20 protein-coding genes are annotated in these 23,602 nt (G+C 38.1%); 1 reads left to right on the forward strand and 19 read right to left on the reverse strand.

Annotated features, from left to right (window positions below; translation table 11 throughout):
* Positions 1 to 46 precede the first annotated feature (46 nt).
* Together pnp and rpsO are read right to left on the reverse strand one after the other, a co-directional pair.
* A complete protein-coding gene (gene pnp, locus HWV54_RS04925) occupies positions 47 to 2,248 on the reverse strand; it encodes a polyribonucleotide nucleotidyltransferase (RefSeq protein ID WP_005866154.1) in 2,202 nt (733 codons plus the stop codon).
* Positions 2,249 to 2,501: 253 nt separating this feature from the next.
* A complete protein-coding gene (rpsO, locus tag HWV54_RS04930; protein ID WP_005866152.1) occupies positions 2,502 to 2,771 on the reverse strand; it encodes a 30S ribosomal protein S15 in 270 nt (89 codons plus the stop codon).
* Between the two features lie 329 nt (positions 2,772 to 3,100).
* On the opposite strand from rpsO, the gene HWV54_RS04935 reads away from it, so the two are divergent.
* Positions 3,101 to 4,729 carry an MFS transporter gene (locus HWV54_RS04935; protein ID WP_005866150.1) on the forward strand — a complete coding sequence of 543 codons (1,629 nt, stop codon included), beginning with the start codon at positions 3,101 to 3,103 and terminating at the stop codon, positions 4,727 to 4,729.
* A 463-nt stretch (positions 4,730 to 5,192) separates the two neighbouring features.
* On the opposite strand, the gene truB is transcribed toward HWV54_RS04935, so the two are convergent.
* The 17 genes from truB to HWV54_RS05020 form a co-directional block, all read right to left on the reverse strand.
* A complete protein-coding gene (truB, locus tag HWV54_RS04940; protein ID WP_005866148.1) occupies positions 5,193 to 6,152 on the reverse strand; it encodes a tRNA pseudouridine(55) synthase TruB in 960 nt (319 codons plus the stop codon).
* 1 nt (position 6,153) lies between these two features.
* Entirely contained in the window at positions 6,154 to 6,561 is a 408-nt protein-coding gene (gene rbfA / locus HWV54_RS04945) for a 30S ribosome-binding factor RbfA (RefSeq protein ID WP_040296462.1), read from the reverse strand.
* Positions 6,562 to 6,688: 127 nt separating this feature from the next.
* The gene (gene infB / locus HWV54_RS04950; protein WP_005866144.1) at positions 6,689 to 9,214 is read right to left on the reverse strand and encodes a translation initiation factor IF-2; all 2,526 of its coding nucleotides are present in this window, start codon (positions 9,212 to 9,214) and stop codon (positions 6,689 to 6,691) included.
* A complete protein-coding gene (locus tag HWV54_RS04955; RefSeq protein ID WP_005866141.1) occupies positions 9,211 to 9,846 on the reverse strand; it encodes an RNA-binding protein in 636 nt (211 codons plus the stop codon). The genes infB and HWV54_RS04955 overlap by 4 nt, the downstream gene beginning before the upstream one ends.
* Entirely contained in the window at positions 9,847 to 11,487 is a 1,641-nt protein-coding gene (gene nusA, locus HWV54_RS04960) for a transcription termination factor NusA (protein ID WP_005866140.1), read from the reverse strand.
* 46 nt (positions 11,488 to 11,533) lie between these two features.
* Positions 11,534 to 12,184 carry a ribosome maturation factor RimP gene (gene rimP / locus HWV54_RS04965; protein WP_083832385.1) on the reverse strand — a complete coding sequence of 217 codons (651 nt, stop codon included), beginning with the start codon at positions 12,182 to 12,184 and terminating at the stop codon, positions 11,534 to 11,536.
* Positions 12,185 to 12,311: 127 nt separating this feature from the next.
* On the reverse strand, positions 12,312 to 13,013 hold the full coding sequence (locus tag HWV54_RS04970) for a tRNA (guanine(46)-N(7))-methyltransferase TrmB (RefSeq protein ID WP_005866135.1): 702 nt from the start codon (positions 13,011 to 13,013) through the stop codon (positions 12,312 to 12,314).
* The gene (gene metK, locus HWV54_RS04975) at positions 13,006 to 14,277 is read right to left on the reverse strand and encodes a methionine adenosyltransferase (protein WP_005866133.1); all 1,272 of its coding nucleotides are present in this window, start codon (positions 14,275 to 14,277) and stop codon (positions 13,006 to 13,008) included. Before metK ends, HWV54_RS04970 begins: the two co-directional genes overlap by 8 nt.
* Before the next feature lie 131 nt (positions 14,278 to 14,408).
* Positions 14,409 to 14,822 carry a helix-turn-helix domain-containing protein gene (locus HWV54_RS04980; RefSeq protein ID WP_005866131.1) on the reverse strand — a complete coding sequence of 138 codons (414 nt, stop codon included), beginning with the start codon at positions 14,820 to 14,822 and terminating at the stop codon, positions 14,409 to 14,411.
* A gap of 147 nt (positions 14,823 to 14,969) precedes the next feature.
* The gene (lnt, locus tag HWV54_RS04985) at positions 14,970 to 16,604 is read right to left on the reverse strand and encodes an apolipoprotein N-acyltransferase (RefSeq protein WP_083832380.1); all 1,635 of its coding nucleotides are present in this window, start codon (positions 16,602 to 16,604) and stop codon (positions 14,970 to 14,972) included.
* Complete coding sequence (locus tag HWV54_RS04990; protein WP_005866127.1) at positions 16,567 to 17,586, reverse strand: hemolysin family protein; 1,020 nt, start codon at positions 17,584 to 17,586, stop codon at positions 16,567 to 16,569. The genes lnt and HWV54_RS04990 overlap by 38 nt, the downstream gene beginning before the upstream one ends.
* A gap of 100 nt (positions 17,587 to 17,686) precedes the next feature.
* Positions 17,687 to 18,163 carry an rRNA maturation RNase YbeY gene (ybeY, locus tag HWV54_RS04995; RefSeq protein ID WP_005866125.1) on the reverse strand — a complete coding sequence of 159 codons (477 nt, stop codon included), beginning with the start codon at positions 18,161 to 18,163 and terminating at the stop codon, positions 17,687 to 17,689.
* Positions 18,160 to 19,287, reverse strand: coding sequence for a PhoH family protein (locus tag HWV54_RS05000; RefSeq protein ID WP_005866123.1), 1,128 nt, complete (start codon positions 19,285 to 19,287; stop codon positions 18,160 to 18,162). Before HWV54_RS05000 ends, ybeY begins: the two co-directional genes overlap by 4 nt.
* A gap of 159 nt (positions 19,288 to 19,446) precedes the next feature.
* Positions 19,447 to 20,823 carry a tRNA (N6-isopentenyl adenosine(37)-C2)-methylthiotransferase MiaB gene (gene miaB, locus HWV54_RS05005; protein ID WP_005866121.1) on the reverse strand — a complete coding sequence of 459 codons (1,377 nt, stop codon included), beginning with the start codon at positions 20,821 to 20,823 and terminating at the stop codon, positions 19,447 to 19,449.
* Positions 20,824 to 20,854: 31 nt separating this feature from the next.
* Positions 20,855 to 21,346 carry a ribosomal protein S18-alanine N-acetyltransferase gene (rimI, locus tag HWV54_RS05010; protein ID WP_005866119.1) on the reverse strand — a complete coding sequence of 164 codons (492 nt, stop codon included), beginning with the start codon at positions 21,344 to 21,346 and terminating at the stop codon, positions 20,855 to 20,857.
* Positions 21,339 to 22,031 carry a tRNA (adenosine(37)-N6)-threonylcarbamoyltransferase complex dimerization subunit type 1 TsaB gene (gene tsaB, locus HWV54_RS05015; RefSeq protein ID WP_005866117.1) on the reverse strand — a complete coding sequence of 231 codons (693 nt, stop codon included), beginning with the start codon at positions 22,029 to 22,031 and terminating at the stop codon, positions 21,339 to 21,341. The genes rimI and tsaB overlap by 8 nt, the downstream gene beginning before the upstream one ends.
* Positions 22,032 to 22,572: 541 nt before the next feature.
* Positions 22,573 to 23,601 (reverse strand): YeiH family protein, encoded by a 1,029-nt coding sequence (locus tag HWV54_RS05020; RefSeq protein ID WP_005866115.1) that lies wholly within the window; start codon positions 23,599 to 23,601, stop codon positions 22,573 to 22,575.
* Position 23,602 lies beyond the last annotated feature (1 nt).

Genomic DNA, 23,602 nt, shown 5'->3' on the forward strand with positions numbered 1-23,602 from the left:
ATATCATTCTAACATTATGGATGACATTTCATGACAAAAAGAAAGATCACTCTTCTTTTTTCTTACGACGGCGTTTGTTTTCAGATTTATTTTTTTCATCTATGCACTTTTCTTGTTCTTCTTTTATCGATCTATCACCTGTAATTTCTTCACCAGTTTGTTGATCGACGATTTTCATGGATAACCGAATTTTACCCCGCTCATCAAAGCCCATTAATTTAACCCAAACTTTATCGCCTTCTTTAACAATATCTGTTGTTTTTATGACGCGTTCTGACGCGAGTTGAGAGATATGAACGAGTCCATCACGTGAGCCAAAGAAATTTACAAATGCACCGAATTCTGCAGTTTTCACCACTGTTCCTTGGTAGATAGCACCAATTTCAGGTTCATCAACAATAGAATGAATCCAGTGCTTTGCTGCTTCAATGGTTTTAGCATCGGCAGAAGCAATTTTAATTGTTCCATCATCTTCAATATTGATTTTTGCTCCAGTTTGTTCAACGATTTCTCGAATGACTTTACCACCAGAGCCGATAACATCGCGAATTTTATCAACGGCAATATTCATAACTTCAATGCGGGGAGAAAATTCGCTGAGTTCAGCACGTGCACTGGTTAAGGCTTTGCTCATTTCATTAAGAATATGAATTCGACCGCTTTTAGCTTGTTCAAGTGCGATTTTCATAATTTCTTCGGTAATACCATCAATTTTGATATCCATTTGTAAGGCAGTAATACCATTTTCTGTTCCCGCTACTTTAAAATCCATGTCTCCAAGATGATCTTCATCTCCTAAAATATCTGACAAAATAGCAAAGCGTTCACCTTCTTTAATCAAGCCCATAGCAATACCTGCAACTGGGCGTGCCAGAGGAACACCAGCATCCATAAGAGCAAGTGAAGTTCCACAAACAGTTGCCATGGAAGATGATCCATTGGATTCAGTAATTTCTGAGACAGCACGAATGGTGTAAGGGAAGGATTCCTTAGTTGGCAACATGGGATGAATTGCCCGCCATGCCAGTTTGCCATGTCCAATTTCGCGGCGACCAGGAGAACCAAGACGTCCTGTTTCACCTACTGAAAATGGTGGGAAATTATAATGGAGGAGGAATGTTTCCTTATACGTACCCGTTAAGGAATCAATATATTGTTCATCTTCACCAGTTCCTAATGTTGCAACGACAATTGCTTGTGTTTCTCCACGGGTAAAAAGTGCTGATCCATGTGTTCGAGGTAAAATACCAACTTCTGATTCGATGGGACGTACTGTTGAAAGGTCGCGTCCATCAATACGCTTTTTCGTATCAAGAATGTTCCAGCGAACAATTTTTGCTTGCAGCTGTTTGAAAACGGTTGCAATTTGATCTGCACTGAATTCACTGCTTTCTTCTGTTTCGGGTATAAATTTATTTATGACTTCTGTTTTAAGTGCATCAATAGCAGCATAACGCTCTTGTTTATCAGCAATTGTGTAAGCTTTTCTTATATCTTGTTCAGCCATTTCCAGCATAGCTTTTTCAAGATCAGTGAGATCTTCAGGAACGAAATCACGTGGATCTTTTGCGGCGACTTCGGCAAGTTTGATAATGGCATCAAGAACAGGTTGCAAACCTTTGTGCCCAAACATAACGGCACCTAACATAATGTTTTCCGGTAATTCTTGTGCTTCTGATTCAACCATCAATACGGCATTTTCTGTTCCGGCAACAACAAGATCAAGTTTTGATTCAGGCATCTCATCGATATGGGGGTTGAGAATGTATTGTCCGTTACAATAGCCAACACGGGCACTGGCAATGGGGCCCATGAAAGGAACACCCGATAGAGTTAAAGCAGCAGAAGAAGCAATCATCGCAAGAATATCGGGATTATTTTCAAGATCATGCTGTATAACAGAAACAATGACTTGTGTATCATTTTTATAACCATCGGCGAAGAGGGGGCGAATTGGACGATCAATCAAACGTGAAATCAAAGTTTCATTTTCGGTGGGTCGGCTTTCACGTTTTAAATAACCACCAGGTATTCTACCCACAGCATAGGATTTTTCTTGATAATTAACAGTGAGAGGGAAAAAATCTTGGTCTGGTTTGGGACTTTTTGCTGATACAACGGTTGCTAAGACAATAGTTCCTCCATAGGTAGCAATTACTGCACCATCAGCTTGACGTGCTATTTTCCCTGTTTCAATAGTCAGTGGCCGACCGGCCCATTCAATTTCTATTTTGTGCGTTTTGAACATTTTTTATCCTTAATAACCAGTGTTCACATCTTTGAGTGCTTACATCCTGGTTTTGCGTAGCAGATTTAGAAATTCTACGCAGGACAACAAGACACTTCTATTTTTTCGCGAGAAGAAAAAAATAAATCGCAATTTAAAGGCGAAGCAACTAGCAATCCTGCCTCATGATGGTTATTCATCAGTTTTTAATTAAAAGTAGCAAGCTGAAAAAATGGGCGGATTTCTCAGAAAGATTATCCACCCATTTTCCCCTCTAGCGACGTAAACCTAATTTTTTGATAAGCGTTTGATAACGATTTTGGTCAACTCCTTTAAGATAATCAAGAAGGCGACGGCGTTGAGATACCATCTTTAAAAGACCACGACGGGAATGGTTATCCTTTTTGTGTGTTTTAAAATGGTTAGTTAAATTAGAAATACGTTCAGAAAGTACAGCAACCTGCACTTCTGGTGATCCCGTATCACCGGCTTTATTTGCGTATTCTGCGACAAGAGCTTGTTTACGCTCAGCTGTAATCGACATCGTATATCCTTTCAAAAACAAAGAAACAAAAGCCACCCATAGCCGAGATGTCGTTCAGCAAGGGTCTACGAAGAAACAAGAGGAGCTGAAGACTCTCACCTGCTTTGGCACTTATATAGGAAAGGAGGTTAAAATGCTAGTCCTTAAAAGCATATTGAAGGCCTTCTTTTAAGTAAAGGATTTTATTTTGAAATGTTGATTTTAAAAGGGTTTTGTGAGAAATTTTTAAAAAATTATGCATCCTTTTGATACAAAGATTACTGTTTTACAGAGAGTATGTATGATACCAAAAACGATAAATACCGATTTTGAGGCAAAAGAGGCAAAAGATGCGGGGAATTTCAACATTCGAACTTTTTCGTAATTCAGTATTTCGGAATTTGTGGTCGTCCACTCTTATTTCTAATTTAGGGGGGCTTATACAGGCTGTTGGAGCAGGGTGGTTAATGGCGTTGATTAGTTCTTCTCATTCCATGGTGGGGCTTGTTCAAAGTGCTACAACATTACCACTTGTTATGTTTTCTCTGATGGCAGGAGCATTAGCTGACACTTTTAATCGCCGCCAAATTATGTTGTGTGCGCAGATTATGATGATGGTTATATCCATGAGTTTAGCTATTTTATCTTTTATGGACTTGCTAACACCTTGGTTTTTATTATGCTTTACGTTTTTGATTGGATGTGGAACAGCCTTTTATAATCCTTCTTGGCAAGCGACAATAGGAGACATTGTGAGTAGGGAAAATATCCCTGCTGCTGTGAGTTTGAACAGTGTCGGCTTTAATTTGATGCGTAGTGTAGGTCCTGCTATTGGTGGTGCTATCATTGTTACTCTTGGCGCAGCCGCTGCTTTTTTATTCAACGCGATAAGTTATATTCCTTTAATTGGAGCTTTGTTTTTTTGGAAACCGTGCTATGAAAACAACAAGTTGCCGCGAGAAAGACTTTTAGGAGCTGTCTCAGATGGTTTGCGGTATGTTGCGATGTCGCCCAATCTTCTGAGTATTATGGTTAGAGCGTTCCTTTTTGGTATTGGGGCGATTTCGATTTTAGCACTTTTGCCAATTGTTGTACATAAAATTCTCGGGGGCAGTGCTCTTCTTTATGGTACATTGCTCGGTAGTTTTGGTCTTGGAGCCATAATAGCTGGTATGATTAATTCATTTGTGCGGAATTATTTTCGTTTAGAAACAATTATAGCAAGTGCATTTATTGGTTTTGCTTGTTCTTGCTTTTTTTTAGCGATGAGCCGTTCATTGATTATAAGTCATATTGCTTTATTTCCTGCAGGCTTATGTTGGGTTTTAACGTTATCATTGTTTAATACATCTGTACAGCTTTCTACACCACGCTGGGTTGTTGCACGTGCTTTAGCACTTTATCAAACGGCATCATATGGAGGGATGGCTGTTGGAAGTGCAATTTGGGGAGCTTTAGCTGATGGTTATTCACCAACAGTTGCTTTGAGTATTTGTTCTCTCTTCTTGGTTTTTGGAGCCCTTGCGGGGATAAAATTTAGAATTCAGGAAATACCCCAGATAGATTTGAATCCGCTTGATCATTTCAGAGAACCGGAGCTTTTACTCGATCTAAAAGCACAAAGTGGCCCAATTATGATTATGATAGATTATCAAATTCATGAAAATGATCTCGAAGAATTTCTTAAAGTCATGACACGTCGTCGCCATATTCGTTTACGTGATGGTGCTCGCCAATGGGTTCTCTTACGCGATCTTGAAAGACCTGAATATTGGACAGAAGCATATCATATGCCAACATGGGTAGATTATTTGCGTCATAATCACCGTCGCATAAAAGCCGATGCAGAGGTAAATAAACTTCTGCGTCATTTGAATCGTGCGCCTAATGGTATAAGAGTACATCGCATGATTGAACGACAGACAATACCACAAGCTAATGAAATGCTTTTAAAATCTTCTTCTGTTCATCTACCTTAAGATAAGAGGACTAAGACGGTTTTCTTGTACAATATTAGGTATGTGCAATACTATTTTTATGGATAAATTTGTTAGTATAAACAGAACAGTAGAAAATTTATATGCTTTCATGAACATTTTATAATGTTGATAGGTTGAAAACAAATTTTTACTGAACAAGTAATTAGAGACTATGAGTCTAGCGATTTGTTTAAGTTAAAATTGTATTTTCCATTTCACAAGATTCTCTTGATACAATAGTAGATAGTATATGCACGTTATGTCCAGTAATGATCAAAAAGGCGATTGAAAATGATAAAAACAGTTTGTTAACGAGGGTTAGACTATGAACGCATTATAGATTTTCGGTTCCAATATGAATTATTATAAAAAAGTTAAGTGTAAGACAATGAAAAAAGCCTTCTTCTCTTTATTGATATGATAAAATATCTTTTTCCAAAAGATTATTGTAAGAAAGAATGAATTAAATTGTAAAAATACGCTTTGGTTTGAACAGGCTTTTGTCAAGAGTGCCTATAGCAAGAAGCTGCTCTTTGTAGGTAACACAGACTTCATTTTCCTCAATAAGTGCATTATGCTCACAGAGCGGTACTGGTGAGCCCTTCATGATCTGCTGTGCTTGGATTTCACTAAGGGTGTAATGAGAGAGGCAATCCAGCGCAGTATCTGTTTCAATTAAAAATGAGTCAAGTATTGAAAAATTACTTCTGGGAGAAGCATCATTTTCATTTGTTATACTTTCATCTAGTTTTGCCGCTTTTAATGTGTTCCATGTAATGAGATCATTTTCACAAAAAGGTGCCACTGCGATACGTCTTAAATCAGCAATATATCCGTAACAACCAAGATCACGTCCCATATCGCGTGCTAAGGAGCGCACATAAGTTCCTTTTCCACAGGTTATTTCAAAGATAGAACGTTCTCTGGTAGGAGTTGCTATTAATTTAAAAGTTTCTATTTCTACTTGACGCGGTGGAATTTCAATAATTTTACCTTTACGGGCTAGATCATAAGCACGATTGCCAGAAATTTTAATTGCCGAAAATTGTGGAGGTGTTTGTAAAATGATACCTGTATATTGAGGAAGAAGGGCGAGTATCTCTTCTTGTGTAGGACGTTTGAGAGACGTTTTTATTATTTCACCCTCTAGATCATCTGTTGAACGTTCTTCTCCCCAAACGATGTGAAAACGGTAGGTTTTTGTACCTCGCATCACGTAAGGAACAGTTTTAGTTGCTTCGCCCAGTGCAATTGGTAGGAGACCAGAAGCAAGAGGATCTAGTGTACCTGCATGTCCTGCTTTTTGCGCATGAAAGAGCCATTTGATTTGTGAGACAGCTTCTGTTGATCTCATTCCTTTTGGTTTATCAAATATGACCCAACCAGAAACAGAACGGCCCTTTTTTTTACGTTGCCGTACCATATTAATCCTCAACTTCATCATTACGGTGAAGATCTCGCACTACCTCAGGTGAGCGGAGTAGAGCATCAATTTTTGAAAAATTATCAAAACTACTATCGAGTCGAAAACGTAGTTCAGGCATATATTTCATCTGTCGTAACGCATGACTGATTTTTCTACGGATAAAACGGCTATGTTTATTGAGGATATCAATGACATCAATATGAGAGGAGTTTTTAAGAGTGTTAAGAGGAGAAATAAAGCAGGTAGCAATTTTTAAATCTGGTGACATGCGTACTTCAGAGACAGAAATCATCATATTTTTCAAGAGATCCTCAAGTAAAATATCGCGCTGGAGCATATGCGCTAATGCGTGACGCACTTGCTCTCCTACTCTTAATTGCCGTTGTGATAGCTCTGCATTTTTTATCAAAGTTTTTACCCTTATTACAAACTACTCTTCTTTTGACTATCTTCAAAGATTAAGAAAACAAAAGTATTACACATAAATCCAATAACTTTTTTTATTTTATAACAGAGCAAAGCATTGAATTATTTTATAATGTACGATTAATATGTTCGATACGAAAGGTTTCAATAATATCCCCTGCGCGTATGTCTTCGTAATTTTCGAATGCTATTCCACATTCTTGTCCGCTTTGTACTTCATTGACTTCATCTTTGAAGCGTTTGAGTGTTTTAAGTTTTCCTTCATGAATGACAATATTATCGCGGATAAGGCGAACACCAACGCCTCGTTCTATCTTACCTTCTGTAACACGGCAACCCGCAACTTTTCCGACTTTTGTAATGTTAAAAACCTCTAAAATTTCAGCATTACCAAGGAAAGTTTCACGCTGTTCTGGTGAAAGTAATCCTGACATGGCAGCTTTAATATCATCAACAAGGTCGTAGATGATATTATAATAGCGAATTTCAATTCCTTGTGTTTTTGCACAATCGCGTGCCTGTTTATTAGCCCGAACATTAAAGCCAATCACAGCAGAGTTAGAAGCTTCAGCAAGAGAAATATCACTTTCAGTGATACCTCCAGCACCAGAATGTACAATGCGTGCACGCACTTCTTCGTTTCCTAGTTTTTCCAATGCTGAAGCGATTGCTTCAATTGATCCTTGTACATCTCCTTTAATAATAAGGGGAAATTCTTTAATGCCGGTGGTTTGTAGTTTTGTCATCATTTGTTCAAGAGAACCACGAGAACCCGTTTGTCGGGCTACAGCTTTATCACGCGCTAATCGCTGACGATATTCAGCAATTTCGCGTGCTTTTGCTTCATGACTGACAACAGCAAAACGGTCCCCAGCTTGTGGTGTCCCTTGCATACCTAAAATTTCGATGGGTGTAGAAGGAACTGCTTCTTTGACATGACAACCACGGTCATCAATCAAAGCACGCACGCGTCCCCATTCATTGCCGGCGACAATAATATCAGAAGGATGCAATGTACCTTTCTGAACAAGAACTGTTGCAACAGATCCACGTCCTCGATCCAGTTTTGCTTCAATGACAACACCTTCTGCGGTTCTTTGGGAGTCTGCTTTCAGATCAAGAATTTCAGCTTGAAGGAGAATAGCTTCGAGTAGTTTATCAAGATTTTGTCCAGTTTTCGCAGAAACTTCGACTTCTAAAGTCTCTCCACCCATAGTCTCAACAAACACCTCGTGTTGTAAAAGCTCTGTACGCACCTTTTGTGCATTAGCAGCTGGTTTATCAATTTTGTTAATAGCAACAATAATGGGCACACCAGCAGCTTTAGCATGATTGATTGATTCAATCGTTTGTGGCATAACACTATCATCAGCGGCTACAACAAGAACGGCAATATCGGTAACGCGAGCTCCACGAGCACGCATAGCTGTGAAGGCAGCATGTCCAGGAGTATCAATAAAGGTAATCTTTTGACCACTCTGCTCTACTTGATAAGCACCAATATGTTGTGTAATACCACCTGCTTCACCAGAAACAACATTCGCTTTTCGAATAGCATCGAGCAAAGAAGTTTTCCCATGATCGACATGTCCCATAATTGTTACAACTGGTGGACGTGATTGCATTTTTTGGGGATTATCAGCAATATTAAAGATGCCTTCTTCTATGTCAGATTCTAAAACACGTTTAACAGTGTGACCAAATTCAACGGCGATGAGTTCAGCAACGTCTGCATCAATAACATCACCGGGTTTCATCATTTGCCCTTGTTTCATCAGAAATTTAATGACATCAACGGAACGCTCAGTCATACGCTGCGCAAGTTCTTGAATTGTAATGGTTTCGGGAAGAACAACTTCACGGGAAATTTTTTCTCTTGGCTCTTGATTTTGTGCACGTTTAAATTTCTCTTGCCTGCGGCGCATTGCGGCCATTGAGCGCCCACGTGCATTACCTTCTTCATCCAGAGCAGTATTAAGGGTTAGCTTTCCACGACGTCGTTCATCAGCACCTTTTACAACTTTTGGTGCACGCACTTCTGATTTAGCGAGATTAGCACGTCGGTTGTATCGATCGTCTTCTTCTTTATCTTCATCTACTTTGCGTTTTTCAATCACAGTTGTATTTTTAGGCGCGATAGTGATATCTATTGGTTCTATGAAGGAGAGAGTAGAGCTAAGAGAGGGAGTTTGTTCTGGTGGATTTTTTTCTTTTTGATGTATTTCTGTTTCTTGAATTGACTGCTGAAAACTTTCTTCACGTTCTCTTTCACGTTTTGCTTCTTCTTCAGCTTGTTCACGCGTTATTTTTTCTTGGATATGTGCTTCTTCTAATGCACGAAACCTCGCTTCCATTTCAGTGGATGAAAGATTACTTTTAGCGACGGGTTTATTCGGCTTTGCTTCTTCGAATTTTGGTTTAGAACGTTGGGGAGCCACATGTGGTTTGGTAATTGGCTGTTGTACTTCAGCTTTTTCATCAGGTCGCGTAATTTTGCGCCGTTTAGTTTCGACAACTACAGCCTTCGTACGGCCATGGCTAAAATTTTGTTTGACCGTACTCGTTTCTAAGACTGACCGCTTTAGGGTTAATGTCCTCTTGACTGTTATTTTGTCATTGCTATTTTCACTCATTGTACTTCCTTCACGGCTTGAACCGTTACCTCACCGAGCTTGCTATGCTTTTCATCACGATAGGCGAGCAATTTATGTATTGTGTTCAGAAATCCTTCAGCAGCTTTGGTATCCAATAAGGCTGCATGCATTACCGGATTAGCACCAAAAGCCACTCGCATTTCATCACTTGTAAATAAAGATATGGTTTTTATATTCCGATTTGTTTGTTGTTGTGTTTTATGGATGGCTTGTGCGATTTTTCGTTTTCCATCTTCTGTAGTTTCCTTAGCATGAAGGACAAGAATAACTTGACCAGAGCGAATAGCAGCATCAACTTTTGTTGTTCCCATGACAATGGTACCTGCTTTTCGTGCCAACGAAAGGCTTGCAAGAGCAGCTTTTAGCAAAAGTGTATCAACAATATGCGCAAGATTTGGTGCAACCTCAACATCTGTTTTAAAACTTTTGTGAAAAGCTTTTTGTTTGATTGCTGCTTCAATGGTAGAATGACGAGCAGAAACCCAAACACCGCGTCCTGGCAAATTAGATTTAAGATCAGGGACAATTTGATTATTGGGACCAATAACAAAACGGATCAACGTTTTTGCTGGAGCATTTTTTCTGGTCACAATGCAGGTCCGTTCATTCATTTAAAGTGCATCCACATTCAAATTATCTATTTTTTCATCTTTTGCAGATTTTGCAGAATTTTTGCTTTCTGCAGGAGCTTCTTTAACAAGATCAGCTTCGTTTATCCAGCCAACTTGCACACGTGCTGCTAAAACCATAGCTTCTGCATCAGCACGTGTAATATCAAATGGGGTCAGGATACCAGAAAAATTTTGTGTTTGACCTTCTTTACGTTCTCTCCATCCAGCCAAATCATCGACTGCATAGCCAGCAAAGTCTTCTATTGTTTTCACACCATCTTCACCAACAGCAACCAACATGGCACTTGTCATTCCTGGCAATGTTCGTAATTCGTCAGAAACACCAAGTTTTTTGCGTTTTTCATCAAGTTCTTTTTCTTTATGTTCGAGATATTCGCGCGCACGGCTTTGAATTTCAGCAGCAGTTTCATGATCAAAACCATCAATGGAGGCGATTTCTTCGAGATCAATATAAGCGATTTCCTCAATAGAAGAAAAACCTTCTGATGCCATAACCTGTCCAATCATTTCGTCAACATCTAAGGATTCCATAAAAAGTTTGCTGCGTTCCGCAAATTCTTTTTGACGATTTTCAGATTCTTCCTTTTCTGTTAAAATATCAATATTCCATCCCGTTAATTGTGAGGCTAGACGAACATTTTGTCCACGCCGTCCAATAGCAAGGCTAAGTTGATCATCAGGCACAATAACTTCAATACGTTCTGCATCTTCATCGAGTACAACTTTAGTAACTTCAGCGGGTTGCAGTGCATTAACAATAAATGTGGCAGCATCAGGAGACCAAGGAATAATATCAATTTTTTCACCTTGTAATTCTGCAACTACAGCCTGTACGCGGCTTCCTCGCATTCCCACACATGCTCCAACAGGATCAATGGAACCATCGCGTGAGACAACAGCAATTTTAGCACGTGAACCCGGATCACGGGCAACCGATTTAATTTCTATAATACCATCATAGATCTCTGGCACTTCCATGGTAAAAAGTTTCACCATAAATTGGGGGTGTGTACGTGAAAGAAAAATTTGTGGACCTCGTGATTCACGGTGCACATCATTGACAAAGGCACGAATACGATCTCCATAGCGGAAAGATTCACGTGGAATTAATTCATCACGGCGTACGATAGCTTCACCACGACCTAGATCAACGATAACATTGCCATATTCTACACGTTTTACTGTGCCAGAAACAATTTCACCGATTTTATTTTTAAATTCTTCATATTGCTGGTCACGCTCTGCGTCGCGTACCTTTTGTACAATAACTTGTTTAGCAGATTGTGCTGCGATACGACCAAAATCCATAGGAGGTAAAAGATCAGCAAAAAAATCACCAATTTTTGCATTTTTTTGGTGTTTGAGTGCGTCAGATAAAGTAATTTCACTTGTATAATCTTCGACGACATCAACGATTTTTAGCAGACGCTGTAATTTAATTTCACCTGTTTTAGAATTGATTTCGGCACGGATATTGGTTTCTTGACCATAACGAGAACGTGCCGCTTTCTGAATAGCATCAGCCATCGCAGAAATGACAATTTCACGGTCAATTGATTTTTCACGTGCAACAGCATCTGCAATTTGCAGAATTTCAAGCCTGTTAGCGCTTGTAGCCATCAATTTTCTCCTTCTTTGTGTCACACGATGGGCATTCCCAGCGATATTAATCCTTGTAATTTGACGTTTGTTTTGAGACGTTAGGATTATCTTTGGGAATGAATTGTTGATTTAAACTTTTATTTTTTTTCAACGCGTCGCGAATAAGTTCATCGGTAAGTACTAAATGCGCATTTGTGATATTACAAAAGGGAATAGAGATATACATGCTTTCACCATAAGCAGCTTGATCGGTATTTAAAGTAAATCCATTTTGCGTAATATTTGTAAGTGTTCCACGAAATTTTCGACGTCCATCAATTGTTATTTTGGTTTCAATTTTTGCAATATGTCCTTGCCAATGAAAAAAGTCAGATTTTCTTATCAATGGACGATCAATTCCAGGAGATGAAATTTCTAAATGATATTTTCGTTCAATAACATTTTGCACATCAAGAAGAGGAGAAACAGTCCGACTAACAGTTTCGCAATCTTCTACGGTTATGGAACCATCAGCGCGTTCAATCATAATCTGAAGTGTTAAACCATTTAAACCAAGAAGTTTTACACGAACCAAACGAAAACCTAAAGGCTTAAGCAATGGTATGACAAGAGCAGCAACGCGCGCTTCATTGCCATCTTCTTCAAATAGACGCGGCTCATCAAGATCGCTTATCTTTTCAGTTTCATTCATATATTTTATCCAAGTCGTTTTCATCAGTTTTATGACATTAAAAAAGAGCGGGTACAGCGGCCCACTCTTCATCATAAGACCAAGAATTTAGTTATTGATACTCTTAAATTCAAAATTTTTCAAGTTGTTTATAAGAAAAGCATTTCACCATTTATTTTTTGATAAAGGTAAGGTAGGCAGGTATCCGTCCTGCACGTAGAGCTTTTGCTTCATAGCGAGTACTTATCCATAGCGGATAAGGGGTTTTCCAATCTTTGGGGTCTTCTGCTTTCCACTCAAAGTGATTATGTTGGATGCAATGATAGAGGGTCCAGTTTACATAACTGTCTATATCGCTAGCGAAGCGGAATTTTTTCCCTGTTTTAAGAACGCGAGCAAAACGGTTAAGATTTTTTATGTTGATAAAACGTCGTTTCCAATGTTTCTTTTTAGGCCATGGATCAGGATAGAAGAGGTCTATTCCATCAAGTGATGCATCTGGAAGCCAATCAAGAAGGCGTGTAGCATCATCATCATAAAGACGAATATGGTTTTGATGTTGTTTATGCTGTTCAAGAGACATTAACATTTTTGCCATGCCATTGATAAAGGGCTCGATGCCAATAAAACCAGTTTGTGGAAAATATCCCATTTCGTGAAGCAAACGCTCACCTCCACCAAAACCAATTTCGAGACGGACTTCTCTTACATTACTAGAGAATAAGGATGTTAAATCTAAGGGTGGTAGGGTGCTTAAATCAATATTAAGAGTTGGAAGAAGCGTTTTTATACGCACAAGTTGTCTGTTTCGTAGACGTTTTCCTTGTCGGCGACCAAAAAAGGCTTTATGGATACGTGTTTTATGATCAATCATGGTATTTAATCATTGTATGTAGCCTTTTAATCAGATCAGTTTTTTCCCATGAAAATGAACCGTCACGTTCTGGTGTCCGTCCAAAATGTCCATAGGCGGCTGTTTTTGCATAAATAGGTTTATTAAGATCAAGATGTTTTCGGATTCCAGTTGGTGAAAGATCCATTATTTTGCGAATAGTTGATTCAAGAATTTTTTCATCAACTTTTCCTGTTCCATGGAGATTAAGATAAATAGATAAAGGCTGTGCAATACCTATTGCATAGGAGAGTTGAATGGTGCATCGTTCCGCTAAATTAGCTGCAACAATATTCTTAGCAAGATAACGTGCGGCATAAGCTGCAGAGCGATCAACTTTTGTCGTATCTTTACCTGAAAAAGCACCTCCTCCATGGGGTGCTGCTCCTCCATAAGTGTCAACGATAATTTTGCGCCCCGTCAACCCAGCATCGCTCTGAGGGCCACCGATGACAAATTTTCCTGTTGGGTTAATATACCAACTGCATTGAGCAGAAATGGGAATATCATGTAAAGCTTGACGAATATAAGGCTCAACTACTGTACGTACTTTATGAGAATCCCAACTTTCATCTAAATGTTGTGTTGAAAGAACAATGGATGTTACCTCTATAGGCTTTCCATTTTTATACCGTATAGTTATTTGACTTTTAGCATCTGGCCCTAATTTTCCAGTTTCTCCTTCCTTTTTATGGCGCGCTGCAGCAAGAAGTTTGAGTATTTTATGTGCATAATAAATTGGTGCAGGCATAAGATCGGGTGTTTCACGGCAAGCATATCCAAACATGATACCCTGATCACCTGCACCTTCTTCACCATGTCGATCCATAGCGTTATCAACTCCGCAGGCAATATCCGTTGATTGGGGACGTAAAAGAACATCAATTTTAACAGTTTTCCAATGGAAACCTACTTGTTCATAACCAATTGCACGAATAGCACGACGCGCTATTGTACGAAAACGTGTAGGATTAATGAGTGGAAAGCCAGTTTCATCGTAGATAAATTCTCTATTTTTATCTTTTTTTAAGAGTGTATCAGGAACACGCACTTCACCGGCGATAACGACACGGTTCACACTGACTAGAGTTTCACAAGCGACTCGTACTAACCATGGATCTGTACCAGTTTTTTGAGCTTCTTTATAAATCATATCAACGATTTCATCGGAAATACGATCGCAAATTTTATCAGGATGTCCTTCCGATACCGACTCACTCGTAAAAAGATAATCTTGATGCGGCATAGGAACTCCTTCAAAAAAGAACACCAACAATTTATTAATTGTCTATTAAAACTGTTCTTATTTGCCAATCCCATAACAAATCGTCAATGCTCATTTATAAGCTGAATGCGGGAAAAGATGTAATTTTTACTTTATAGCTTGTTTGTCATATCTTCTTCAGAAAGGGCTTTTGCCAAGTCAATGATTTTTCGACGGATTTTAGCGTCGGATATATTCGTAAAGGCACGCATCAGCTGGATTCCTTCATTACTGGAGCAAAAGTCCATAAAATCATTGTCGCTTTCAGCGAAGCCTTCTATATGTTGCGTACTAATACCCTTATCAAAAAAATAAGAAACAGGAACATCCATAATTTCTGCAATTGCTTGAAGACGACTTGCTCCAATACGATTTGTACCTTTTTCATATTTTTGGATTTGCTGGAAAGTAACGCCTAATTTCTCACCCAGTTTCTCTTGGGTAAGTCCTAAAATATTACGACGTAAACGAATACGGGTTCCAACATAGATATCTATAGGATCGGGTTTTTTTTTAGTCTCGGTCATAATGCAACTCTTTATTTCCAGCACTTTACTTTTAAACCAACATCAGATTTCTGTGAGGCTGGTTTATCATATAATTAAGATAATATGTAACACTTTTTCCCAACATTGCCGGTCTACGCAATGTAATACCGTCTGTGGGCACTTGAATCACTCAGGATGTTTTGTAGAACCAAAACCGATACAGCACAATAGCATAAGAATGAATAAGATGAAAGTAGAGAATATTCTATATTCATTGCTTCCTATAGGGGTAATGGGCGATGGAATTGGTGAATCAATAATGCCAACAGCATTTTGCTGGAGAGCTACTACGATTCGTCCATAAGAATCAATAACAGCCGATATTCCATTATTGGCTGCTCGTATGAGAGGGATTCCCAGTTCAACGGCACGAAGCTGTGCTTGTTGAAGATGTTGATATGGACCAGGTGTTACACCGAACCATGCATCATTTGTAACATTAATGATTGCTTGAAAAGGGGAGCCTTTAAAAGTCAATTCATTGGGAAATATTACTTCATAACAAATCAGCGGGAGGTAAGAAAATCCGTTTGGCATTGTAACAATTTTGCGCACGTTTGCAGCACTATATCCACCTATATTATCAGCAAGGGTATGTAAACCAATTTTTTTCAATAAATTTTGATAGGGAAGATATTCACCAAAAGGAACTAAGTGAAGTTTATCAGAAGTGTTTAAAATATTACCTTTATTGTTAATAACTGCAATTGTATTAAAGTATTGCATTTCCGCATTAAGGGAATCATGTTCAGCTCGTATAGCACCAATAATAGCCCATTGTTTAGGTTTTAGAAGAGAAGCGATACGCATTGTAGTAGAAGAGTTATCGTAGAGAAGATAAGGAATAGACGCTTCAGGCCATACGATAAAGTCAGGTTCTGGATTATGATCTGCTGTTGGTGTAGCACTCAAGCTCATGTGAGCTTCAAATATAGCTTCTCGTGTTGTATTACTCAATTTTATGTTTTGCGGGATAGAAGGTTGAACAATGCGCACCCAATAACTACTTTTTTGGCTATTTGCTGTGTTCTGTGTGGTATTAAGGCGGTAAAAACCAAAACCACTATGAGCTAATATAAGCGATAAGCAAAGAGATAGTGCGGCTTTCTTTTTTTCATCCGTTAATAAAACAGTTGGTAAACTGTAGACTAAGACAGCAAGAATATTCATTCCGTAAAGTCCCACGATTGCATCAGTTTGCATAAATATCGGGGTTGGCATAGCTGTATAACCAAGAGCATTCCATGGAAAACCGGTGAATAAAAGTGCGCGTAACCACTCTGCTAATCCTAGCGCAAAGGCCAAAACAAAGAAACGTGCTATTCCTTTTGTCCATAATAAACCGACAATGAATCCAGAAAAAAACCAATAAAGGGAAAGGTAGAAGGGAGGACCTAAAATGGCAAATGGCACTGCCCAACCAAAAGAAACTGGATCGGTGAATAAAGCATTGCACAGCCACCAAAGGCTACAAATAAAATAACTAAAGCCAAATATTCCACAGCTTAGAGCATAGGTGAGAAAACGCTTTCTATTATTTTGGATAACACGTATTGAATCAAGTAAAATAATAAAAACGGGAAAGGTCAAAAAACAGAGAGGTGTTAAATAAAAGGGTGGAAGAGCAAAAGAAGTAAAAGCACCACAAAGAAACACCCACATTTGCCGCTTCCAGCCGGTGGTAGAAAACAAAAAAAGTGTGAAATTTCTTAAAGACATTTGGCTATTTTTCAGGGATAGCATGGCTCTCAAAATTCTCATTTTCTGAAGTGCGAAAAATGCGTAACCGCTTAATTCTGCGTTTATCAGCTTCCAAAATACGAAATCGATAACCAGGTACAGCTTCAACAACTTCACCTTTTGCAGGAATTCGATCAAGAATGGAAACAATCAAACCACCAATAGTATCAACTTCATCACCATATTCCCCGACAATAAAATCAGGACCGAGAGCTTTTTTTACATCCTCTAGTTCAGTTTTTGCGTCAACAAGCCATTTATTATTGGGTTCGCGCACGATAGCATTGTCGACATTATCATGTTCATCTTCGATATCACCAACAACTAATTCGACAATATCTTCCATTGAAACTAAACCATCTGTACCTCCATATTCATCAATAACCAAAGCCATTTGTGTTCTTGTGGTTTGCATACGTGTTAATAATTTGCTTGCCAACATAGAACTAGGAACAAAGAGAACTGATCGAACCAAATCCAATTCACCAATAGGGGTGTGCAAATGCGTATGATTTAACTGAAGCAAATCAGATTTCTTCTTGGTTTGAGTTGAGTTGATGATAAAGAAAGTCATATAATTAAGGATATCACGAATATGGATCATTCCCCGTGGATCATCTAAAGTTTCAGCATAAACAGGTACACGAGAATGGCCAATTTTTGCAAAACATTTAAGAGCTTCTCCAAGTGGAGTGTTTATTTCCAATGCCTTTATTTCAGAACGTGGAATCATAACATCATCAACACGTGCTTCTCTCAAGCGTAAGATATTATGCAGCATAGTGCGTTCTTCAGGTGAGAAGAGGGCTGTGTCTTTTTCATTATCAGCAGTAAGTGCAACTTTAAGATCATCGCGCAGTGATGTGGAATTACGGCCACGTAAAAACGAAAATAAATGATTCATCAGGGAGTATTTTTCCGTATGATTCGCTTGTTGAGAAGGGTGTTCTTCAGTATTAAGAGATATTTGTTGGTTATTGGGGGCATTTATTTTGTTTGCCATGATTTTGAAATCTTCAAACTTTCTTTTAGTAGTAGAGGCATAAAAAAACTTTAAATTGTATGATGGTGATATTAATTTAAAAAGTTAATTTTTATCATTTTTAAGACAATTCAGTATAAGGATCTTTTATGGAAAGCTCTTGAAGAATTTCTCTTTCAAGTTTTTCCATTTGGTGAGCTTCATCATCTGTTTCATGATTATAGCCAAGAAGGTGAAGAACACCATGAACAATCATATGTGTCAAATGATCCTGAAATAGTTTTCCCTCTTTCTTTGCTTCAAATAAAACAGTTTCTCGCGCAATAATAATATCACCAAGCATAAGTCCAGGAGTCTGCCCAACTTTAAGTGGAAAAGCAGGAAAGGACAATACATTGGTAGATATGTTTTTATTACGCCATTGCGCATTGATCTGTGTCATATGTTTATCATCCGTAAAAAGCAGGCTGACTTCGCTTGCAATATTTTCTAACGAAAGATGATGCATTGTTGTTGTTAATGCTTTTTCACTAATATTATAAAGCATTTGCTCATCATCCCATCCTGTGTCCTCGACAATTATATCAATGGTAATCATAATAGATCAAATTCACTTTTTTGCGCACCGCATGAGAGTGGTACTTCTTTATTTTGTGTTCTAGAATCATGATCATAAGCCCGCACAATAGCGGCAACAAGAGGGTGGCGCACGACATCTTTTTCATCAAAACGAATGATTTCAATATCTTCTACGTGTGAGAGAATACGTATTGCTTCACTTAAACCTGATTTTTGTCCGCTAGGTAAATCAATTTGGCTTATATCACCAGTGATAATCATACGTGTCCCTTCTCCAAGACGGGTGAGGAACATTTTCATTTGCATAGGTGTGGTATTTTGTGCCTCATCAAGAATAACAGCTGCATGGGTAAGTGTGCGTCCGCGCATGAAAGCAAGAGGAGCAATTTCTATGACACCAGAAGCCAAAATGCGTTCTACTTTTTGGACGGGAATCATATCATAAAGGGCGTCATAAAGCGGACGTAAATACGGATCGACTTTTTCTTTCAGATCACCTGGAAGAAAGCCAAGATGCTCTCCAGCTTCAACAGCAGGACGTGAGAGGATAACTCGTTCAATGATACCATGCTCTAGAAGCATTACTGCATGAGCAACAGCAAGATATGTTTTACCTGTTCCTGCTGGACCTACACCAAAAACAAGTTCACTATGATTCATTGCACGTATATAAGCATCTTGTGTTGGAGTTCTAGCATGAATTATTTTTTTATGGGTACTTATACTTAATCGTGCAGGGATTTTTTTTCCATGTTGAATTGTTATGGAGGCTTCTTGCTGTTCCTGTAGCAAGTTTGCCATGGCAATTGCTCCTTCTGTATCTGATAAAGTAAGCTCTTGATGTGTTTTGGCGCGTTCATAAAGCTGCTTTAATATGTATTGAGCACGTTTTATAGCAGCCATATTTCCACGGATTAAAATCTCATTACTGCGCGCATAAATGCTAACTCCGAGTTTTTGTTCGATATAAGTAAGATTTTCGTCGAGTTTACCAAAAATCATTTTTGCATATTTATTGTTTTCAAAAATTAAAACAACATGATTAATATCTGATATGTTCGCTTTTCCTAAGATATCAGTATTTTCAAGGTGAGCATTTATTTTTTCTTTAACACGCTTTTCTTTTTCGGTTGAAGCTTTCAACCTATTCTCCCTTATTTATATAAGTGTTGCATATTTTCTTCAGTAAACTTTATAAAAAACAATATATTTTTTATAGAGTGTAGCTTTAGATGTAATCATTTTCTTCAAAAAACAAAGAATTTTCTAAAATATCTGTTTAAAAAAGCATGCAAGACATGTTTATACATTTGTCATTTCACCGATAAAACTATTTGAGCTTACATTTTTAATATGAATTTCAACTACGGAGCCTGTAGGAGCATCTGTATCCACGACAACAGGAAAAAGCCAAGGTGAGCGACCTACCATTTGTCCCAAGTGACGCCCAGATTTTTCGATGAGAATATTGATTTTTTGACCAATTTTAGAACGCAAAAATGCGTTTTGCTGTTCAAGAAGAAGGATTTGTAAATATTGAAGCCGAGCATCTTTTACTGTTTCGTCAACATGATTTTTCATTGTAGCACCAACTGTTCCAGGGCGAGGTGAGTATTTAAAAGAATAGGCGGAACTGTACTGTACTTGTTTAATAAGTTTAATAGTTTCTTTAAAGTCATCATCTGTTTCTCCTGGAAATCCTACAATAAAATCGCCAGAAAAAGCAATATCGGGTCGTGCGGTACGAATTTTTTCAATAAGCTGAAGATAATGAATGCTTTTGTGCTGGCGGTTCATTGCTTTTAAGATGCGATCTGAACCCGATTGGACAGGCAAATGCAGGTAAGGCATCAATATGTCAAGATCTCGGTGCGCAGCAATAAGGCTGTCATCCATATCTCGCGGGTGGCTGGTTGTGTAACGCAGGCGTTTTAAACCATCCAGTTTTGCAAGATGATAGAGAAGATCGCCAAGACGCCAAGTTTTGCCATTCGTATTTTGTCCATGCCAGCCATTTACATTTTGTCCAAGCAGCGTAATTTCTTTAACACCAGCTTCAACGAGTTGTCGAGCTTCCTCGGTAATTTGCTCAACAGATCGCGATATTTCCGCACCGCGTGTGTATGGAACGACACAGAACGTGCAAAATTTGTCGCAACCTTCTTGCACTGTTAAAAATGCACTAACACCCCGTTTTCTTACAGCACGTTTATTATGAGGTGGTAAATGAACAAATTTATCTTCAACAGCATAGTCTGTTTCGATAATTTTTTTCCCCTGTTTAGCTTTTTCTAACAAATCTGGTAAGCGGTGATACATTTGCGGACCAATGACGAGATCCACTGTTGGAGCACGGCGTAAGATTTCACTTCCTTCAGCTTGTGCAACACATCCAGTCACACCGATCATCAGGGGCTTATCGGGTGTTCGTTCTTGACGCATCATCCGCAAGCGGCCAAGATCAGAATAAAGTTTTTCTGCCGCTTTTTCACGAATATGACAGGTGTTAACAATAATAAGATCAGCGTCACTTGGTGTTTGTGCTGAAACATAGCCTTGCGCACTGAGACTATCATTCATTCGCTGGCTGTCATAAACATTCATTTGACACCCATAGGTTTTGATAAAAACTTTTTTAGGAGTAACAGAAGACGTATTTTTAGAATTTACTTTACTCATAGCGCATCTCTAAATGCTTTTTACACAAATCTCAATCTATTTGCTTAAAAGTTTTTTGCATAATGATTGCATCTCCCCGGCTATTTTTTGTTTGATAGTAGGCAAGGCGTTTAGAAATTTGTTGAAATTCGAAGCGGTTATAAAGATTCAAAGCAGAAAGATTTGTTTCTTCTACTTCTAAGAATAATTTTATAGCGTGTTTGTGGTAGAGGTGGTGAAGTGTGTTATCGATAAGCAAAGTGCCAATTCCTTGTCGATGGAAATGAGGATGAACAGCAATTGTAATAATTTCTGCTTCATCAAGAATAAGACGGCAGAGGCAAAAGCCTAAAATTTGATCAGGTCGACCAATATGAGAGGCTTTATATCCGAAGATAGAGTGATCTGTTAAGAAATTATCAAAAGTTTGTTTTTTCCAAGCAGGGACAAAACAATGCTGATGAATTTGATGAAGAGAAGCACTATCATCAACTTGTAGTGGAGTAATCTCAAAATGTTTTTTTTTCAATGAAAATTTAGACATTATTTTTTCGTGGTAAAGCAAAGTCAGTTTGTTGTTTTGCGTCAGCATTACGTAAATAGAGTGGGCAGGGCGGATCTTTTGGTTGTTTGTTTGCCGCAAGAAGAGCATAACTTACAATATCAGCTGCTTCACAGGGGATTTTATCTAGGACAATTTTTTTGTTTCTCTTATTACTTTCTATGTGCAGTGCAATGAGATCAGCTGCGCGACCGATTAGTCTTGTTTGTTGCGGTAAATCTTCAATGATATTTTCAATTGTTTTTAATCCTGGTGCTCCCAAAGGTGTAAGATCTTTATTGAAATTTTGATGATAGAACATATCTCTTCCGGCTTCAATAACAACAGTAATTGCTGATGCAGTATTTTTATTGGTTGCTGTTTGTGCTGCTAACGCTTCAAGTGCATTTACTCCAACAGCTGGTATTTCGAGAGCTAATGCCAAAGCACGTGCTGTTGAAACACCCACACGTACACCAGTGAATGATCCAGGTCCAATATTGACAGCAATGCGATCAACTTGATTCAGGGTCATGTTAGCTTGGATCATTATTTGTGTGATGTCTCCAATAAGTTTTTCAGCGTGTCCTTTGTTCATGCGCTCACTGATGCGCGCAATGACAGATTTATGACGAATGAGTGCAACAGCACAATAAATTGAAGCAGTGTCTATGGCAAGGATAAGCATAAAAGCATTTTAGTTGAATAATATGATAAACAAAAGACCTGCTGTGTTTTTTAGTATTTTTATTTTGTGAGTCTATTTGTAATTTAAGAATATTGCTAGTGCCAATAAGTAACAATACCTTTTCTATTAGGTACTGGCGTGATCTTCATTCGTATCTTGTTGCAAAATATCGTAAGTAGAAGCAATTTGAAAGGGAGAAATTTTGAATTCATATTTATTTGTTTCCAATGAGAGCATATTCTGTAAATTTTTAGTAAAAACTTAGTTTTGATGAGAGCAGATAAAATAAAAAAAGTGGTATTGTTTTTTATAAATTATGTAGTTTTGGATGATGCTGATTGCAAACAATTATATGCTGAAAAAAGCAGCTTGAGAGTTTACTACATTAATATCAAAAGTGCATTTGATTTTTTGTTTAAACTGATGAGAAGTTTTTGGAATTTTAGCCTAATTTGATAAAAGGGATACCTCGATATTGGCAAGTCTTTGGGGTGATTATATATTACGTTGAAAAAAGCAAAAATGTTTGAGAACGCGTGTTTCAAAGTGTTATATGGTTTAAATCATTTAATTGTATCATGATAAAGCTACAAACACCAAGGACAAGGATGGAGCAGGTTGAAGCTAAAATAATACGCCATCCTGCTTTTTTTAATGAACGGATATCAGTGCTTAAACCTAACGCTGCCATTGAGATGACAGTGAAAAACTGAGCAATAAATTTGATAGGGGTAAGGGCTGTTTCAGGGATAAGATCACTTGAGCGAATAAGCATCATAATAATAAAGCCAATAATAAACCATGGGACGAGAGTATGCCAACGCAAGCGTGTTTGTGTTGATCGGTTATAGATGAGTGACAAGGCAAAAATAATAGGACCTAACATTAAAACGCGCACCAATTTAACAACTGTTGCAATTTGAACACTTACAAAAGAGACAGATGCTGTTGCTGCTAAAACTTGTGGTACAGCATAAACTACCATGCCAGCAAGCACACCATATTGGTTAAATGACAAATTCAGAAGTAGATGTAAAAAAGGCAGCAGTAAGATAATAAGAACCCCTAAAAAAGCGGTAAAAGCAATTGATGCAGCCACTTCTTCAGGTTTAGCTTTAATGACAGGTGCAACGGCGATGATAGCTGAATTGCCACAAATGGCATTTCCGCAAGTGACAAGCATTGCTAAACGCGAAGAAAGCCCGAAAAGTTGGCTGATAGAAAAACTAATAAGAATAGTTATGAATATACAGAATACGATGTTAGCAAGCAAACACCAACCAACTGACAAGACTGCGTGTATGCTAATGCTTGCTCCTAAAAGAACAATAGCAAATTCAAGAAGTGTTTTCGCACAAAAATTTATACCTTTTTGAAAATATATTGGCAAAGTAAAACAACTACGAGTAATTATTCCTAAAAGAATTGCCAAAACAAGATTTTCAATCCATGCTTCTGTGAAAAGTTGTTTTTCTACGACTTCTAAGCCATAACCTAAGGCTGATATGAGGAAACATATTAAAATACCTGGACCAAAGTCGTTTAAAAGTGAGAACTTTTTCTTAATCATT

The organism is Bartonella alsatica, from assembly GCF_013388295.1.
GTDB lineage: Bacteria > Pseudomonadota > Alphaproteobacteria > Rhizobiales > Rhizobiaceae > Bartonella > Bartonella alsatica.

Bases quoted from the DNA above. Each gene is read 5' to 3' on its own strand.
- pnp (WP_005866154.1), bottom strand. From the start codon at position 2,248: ATGTTCAAAACGCACAAAATAGAAATTGAATGGGCCGGTCGGCCACTG.
- rpsO (WP_005866152.1), bottom strand. From the start codon at position 2,771: ATGTCGATTACAGCTGAGCGTAAACAAGCTCTTGTCGCAGAATACGCA.
- HWV54_RS04935 (WP_005866150.1), top strand. From the start codon at position 3,101: ATGCGGGGAATTTCAACATTCGAACTTTTTCGTAATTCAGTATTTCGG.
- truB (WP_005866148.1), bottom strand. From the start codon at position 6,152: ATGGTACGGCAACGTAAAAAAAAGGGCCGTTCTGTTTCTGGTTGGGTC.
- infB (WP_005866144.1), bottom strand. From the start codon at position 9,214: ATGAGTGAAAATAGCAATGACAAAATAACAGTCAAGAGGACATTAACC.
- HWV54_RS04955 (WP_005866141.1), bottom strand. From the start codon at position 9,846: ATGAATGAACGGACCTGCATTGTGACCAGAAAAAATGCTCCAGCAAAA.
- nusA (WP_005866140.1), bottom strand. From the start codon at position 11,487: ATGGCTACAAGCGCTAACAGGCTTGAAATTCTGCAAATTGCAGATGCT.
- rimP (WP_083832385.1), bottom strand. From the start codon at position 12,184: ATGAAAACGACTTGGATAAAATATATGAATGAAACTGAAAAGATAAGC.
- HWV54_RS04970 (WP_005866135.1), bottom strand. From the start codon at position 13,013: ATGATTGATCATAAAACACGTATCCATAAAGCCTTTTTTGGTCGCCGA.
- metK (WP_005866133.1), bottom strand. From the start codon at position 14,277: ATGCCGCATCAAGATTATCTTTTTACGAGTGAGTCGGTATCGGAAGGA.
- HWV54_RS04980 (WP_005866131.1), bottom strand. From the start codon at position 14,822: ATGACCGAGACTAAAAAAAAACCCGATCCTATAGATATCTATGTTGGA.
- lnt (WP_083832380.1), bottom strand. From the start codon at position 16,604: ATGAGAATTTTGAGAGCCATGCTATCCCTGAAAAATAGCCAAATGTCT.
- HWV54_RS04990 (WP_005866127.1), bottom strand. From the start codon at position 17,586: ATGGCAAACAAAATAAATGCCCCCAATAACCAACAAATATCTCTTAAT.
- ybeY (WP_005866125.1), bottom strand. From the start codon at position 18,163: ATGATTACCATTGATATAATTGTCGAGGACACAGGATGGGATGATGAG.
- miaB (WP_005866121.1), bottom strand. From the start codon at position 20,823: ATGAGTAAAGTAAATTCTAAAAATACGTCTTCTGTTACTCCTAAAAAA.
- rimI (WP_005866119.1), bottom strand. From the start codon at position 21,346: ATGTCTAAATTTTCATTGAAAAAAAAACATTTTGAGATTACTCCACTA.
- tsaB (WP_005866117.1), bottom strand. From the start codon at position 22,031: ATGCTTATCCTTGCCATAGACACTGCTTCAATTTATTGTGCTGTTGCA.
- HWV54_RS05020 (WP_005866115.1), bottom strand. From the start codon at position 23,601: ATGATTAAGAAAAAGTTCTCACTTTTAAACGACTTTGGTCCAGGTATT.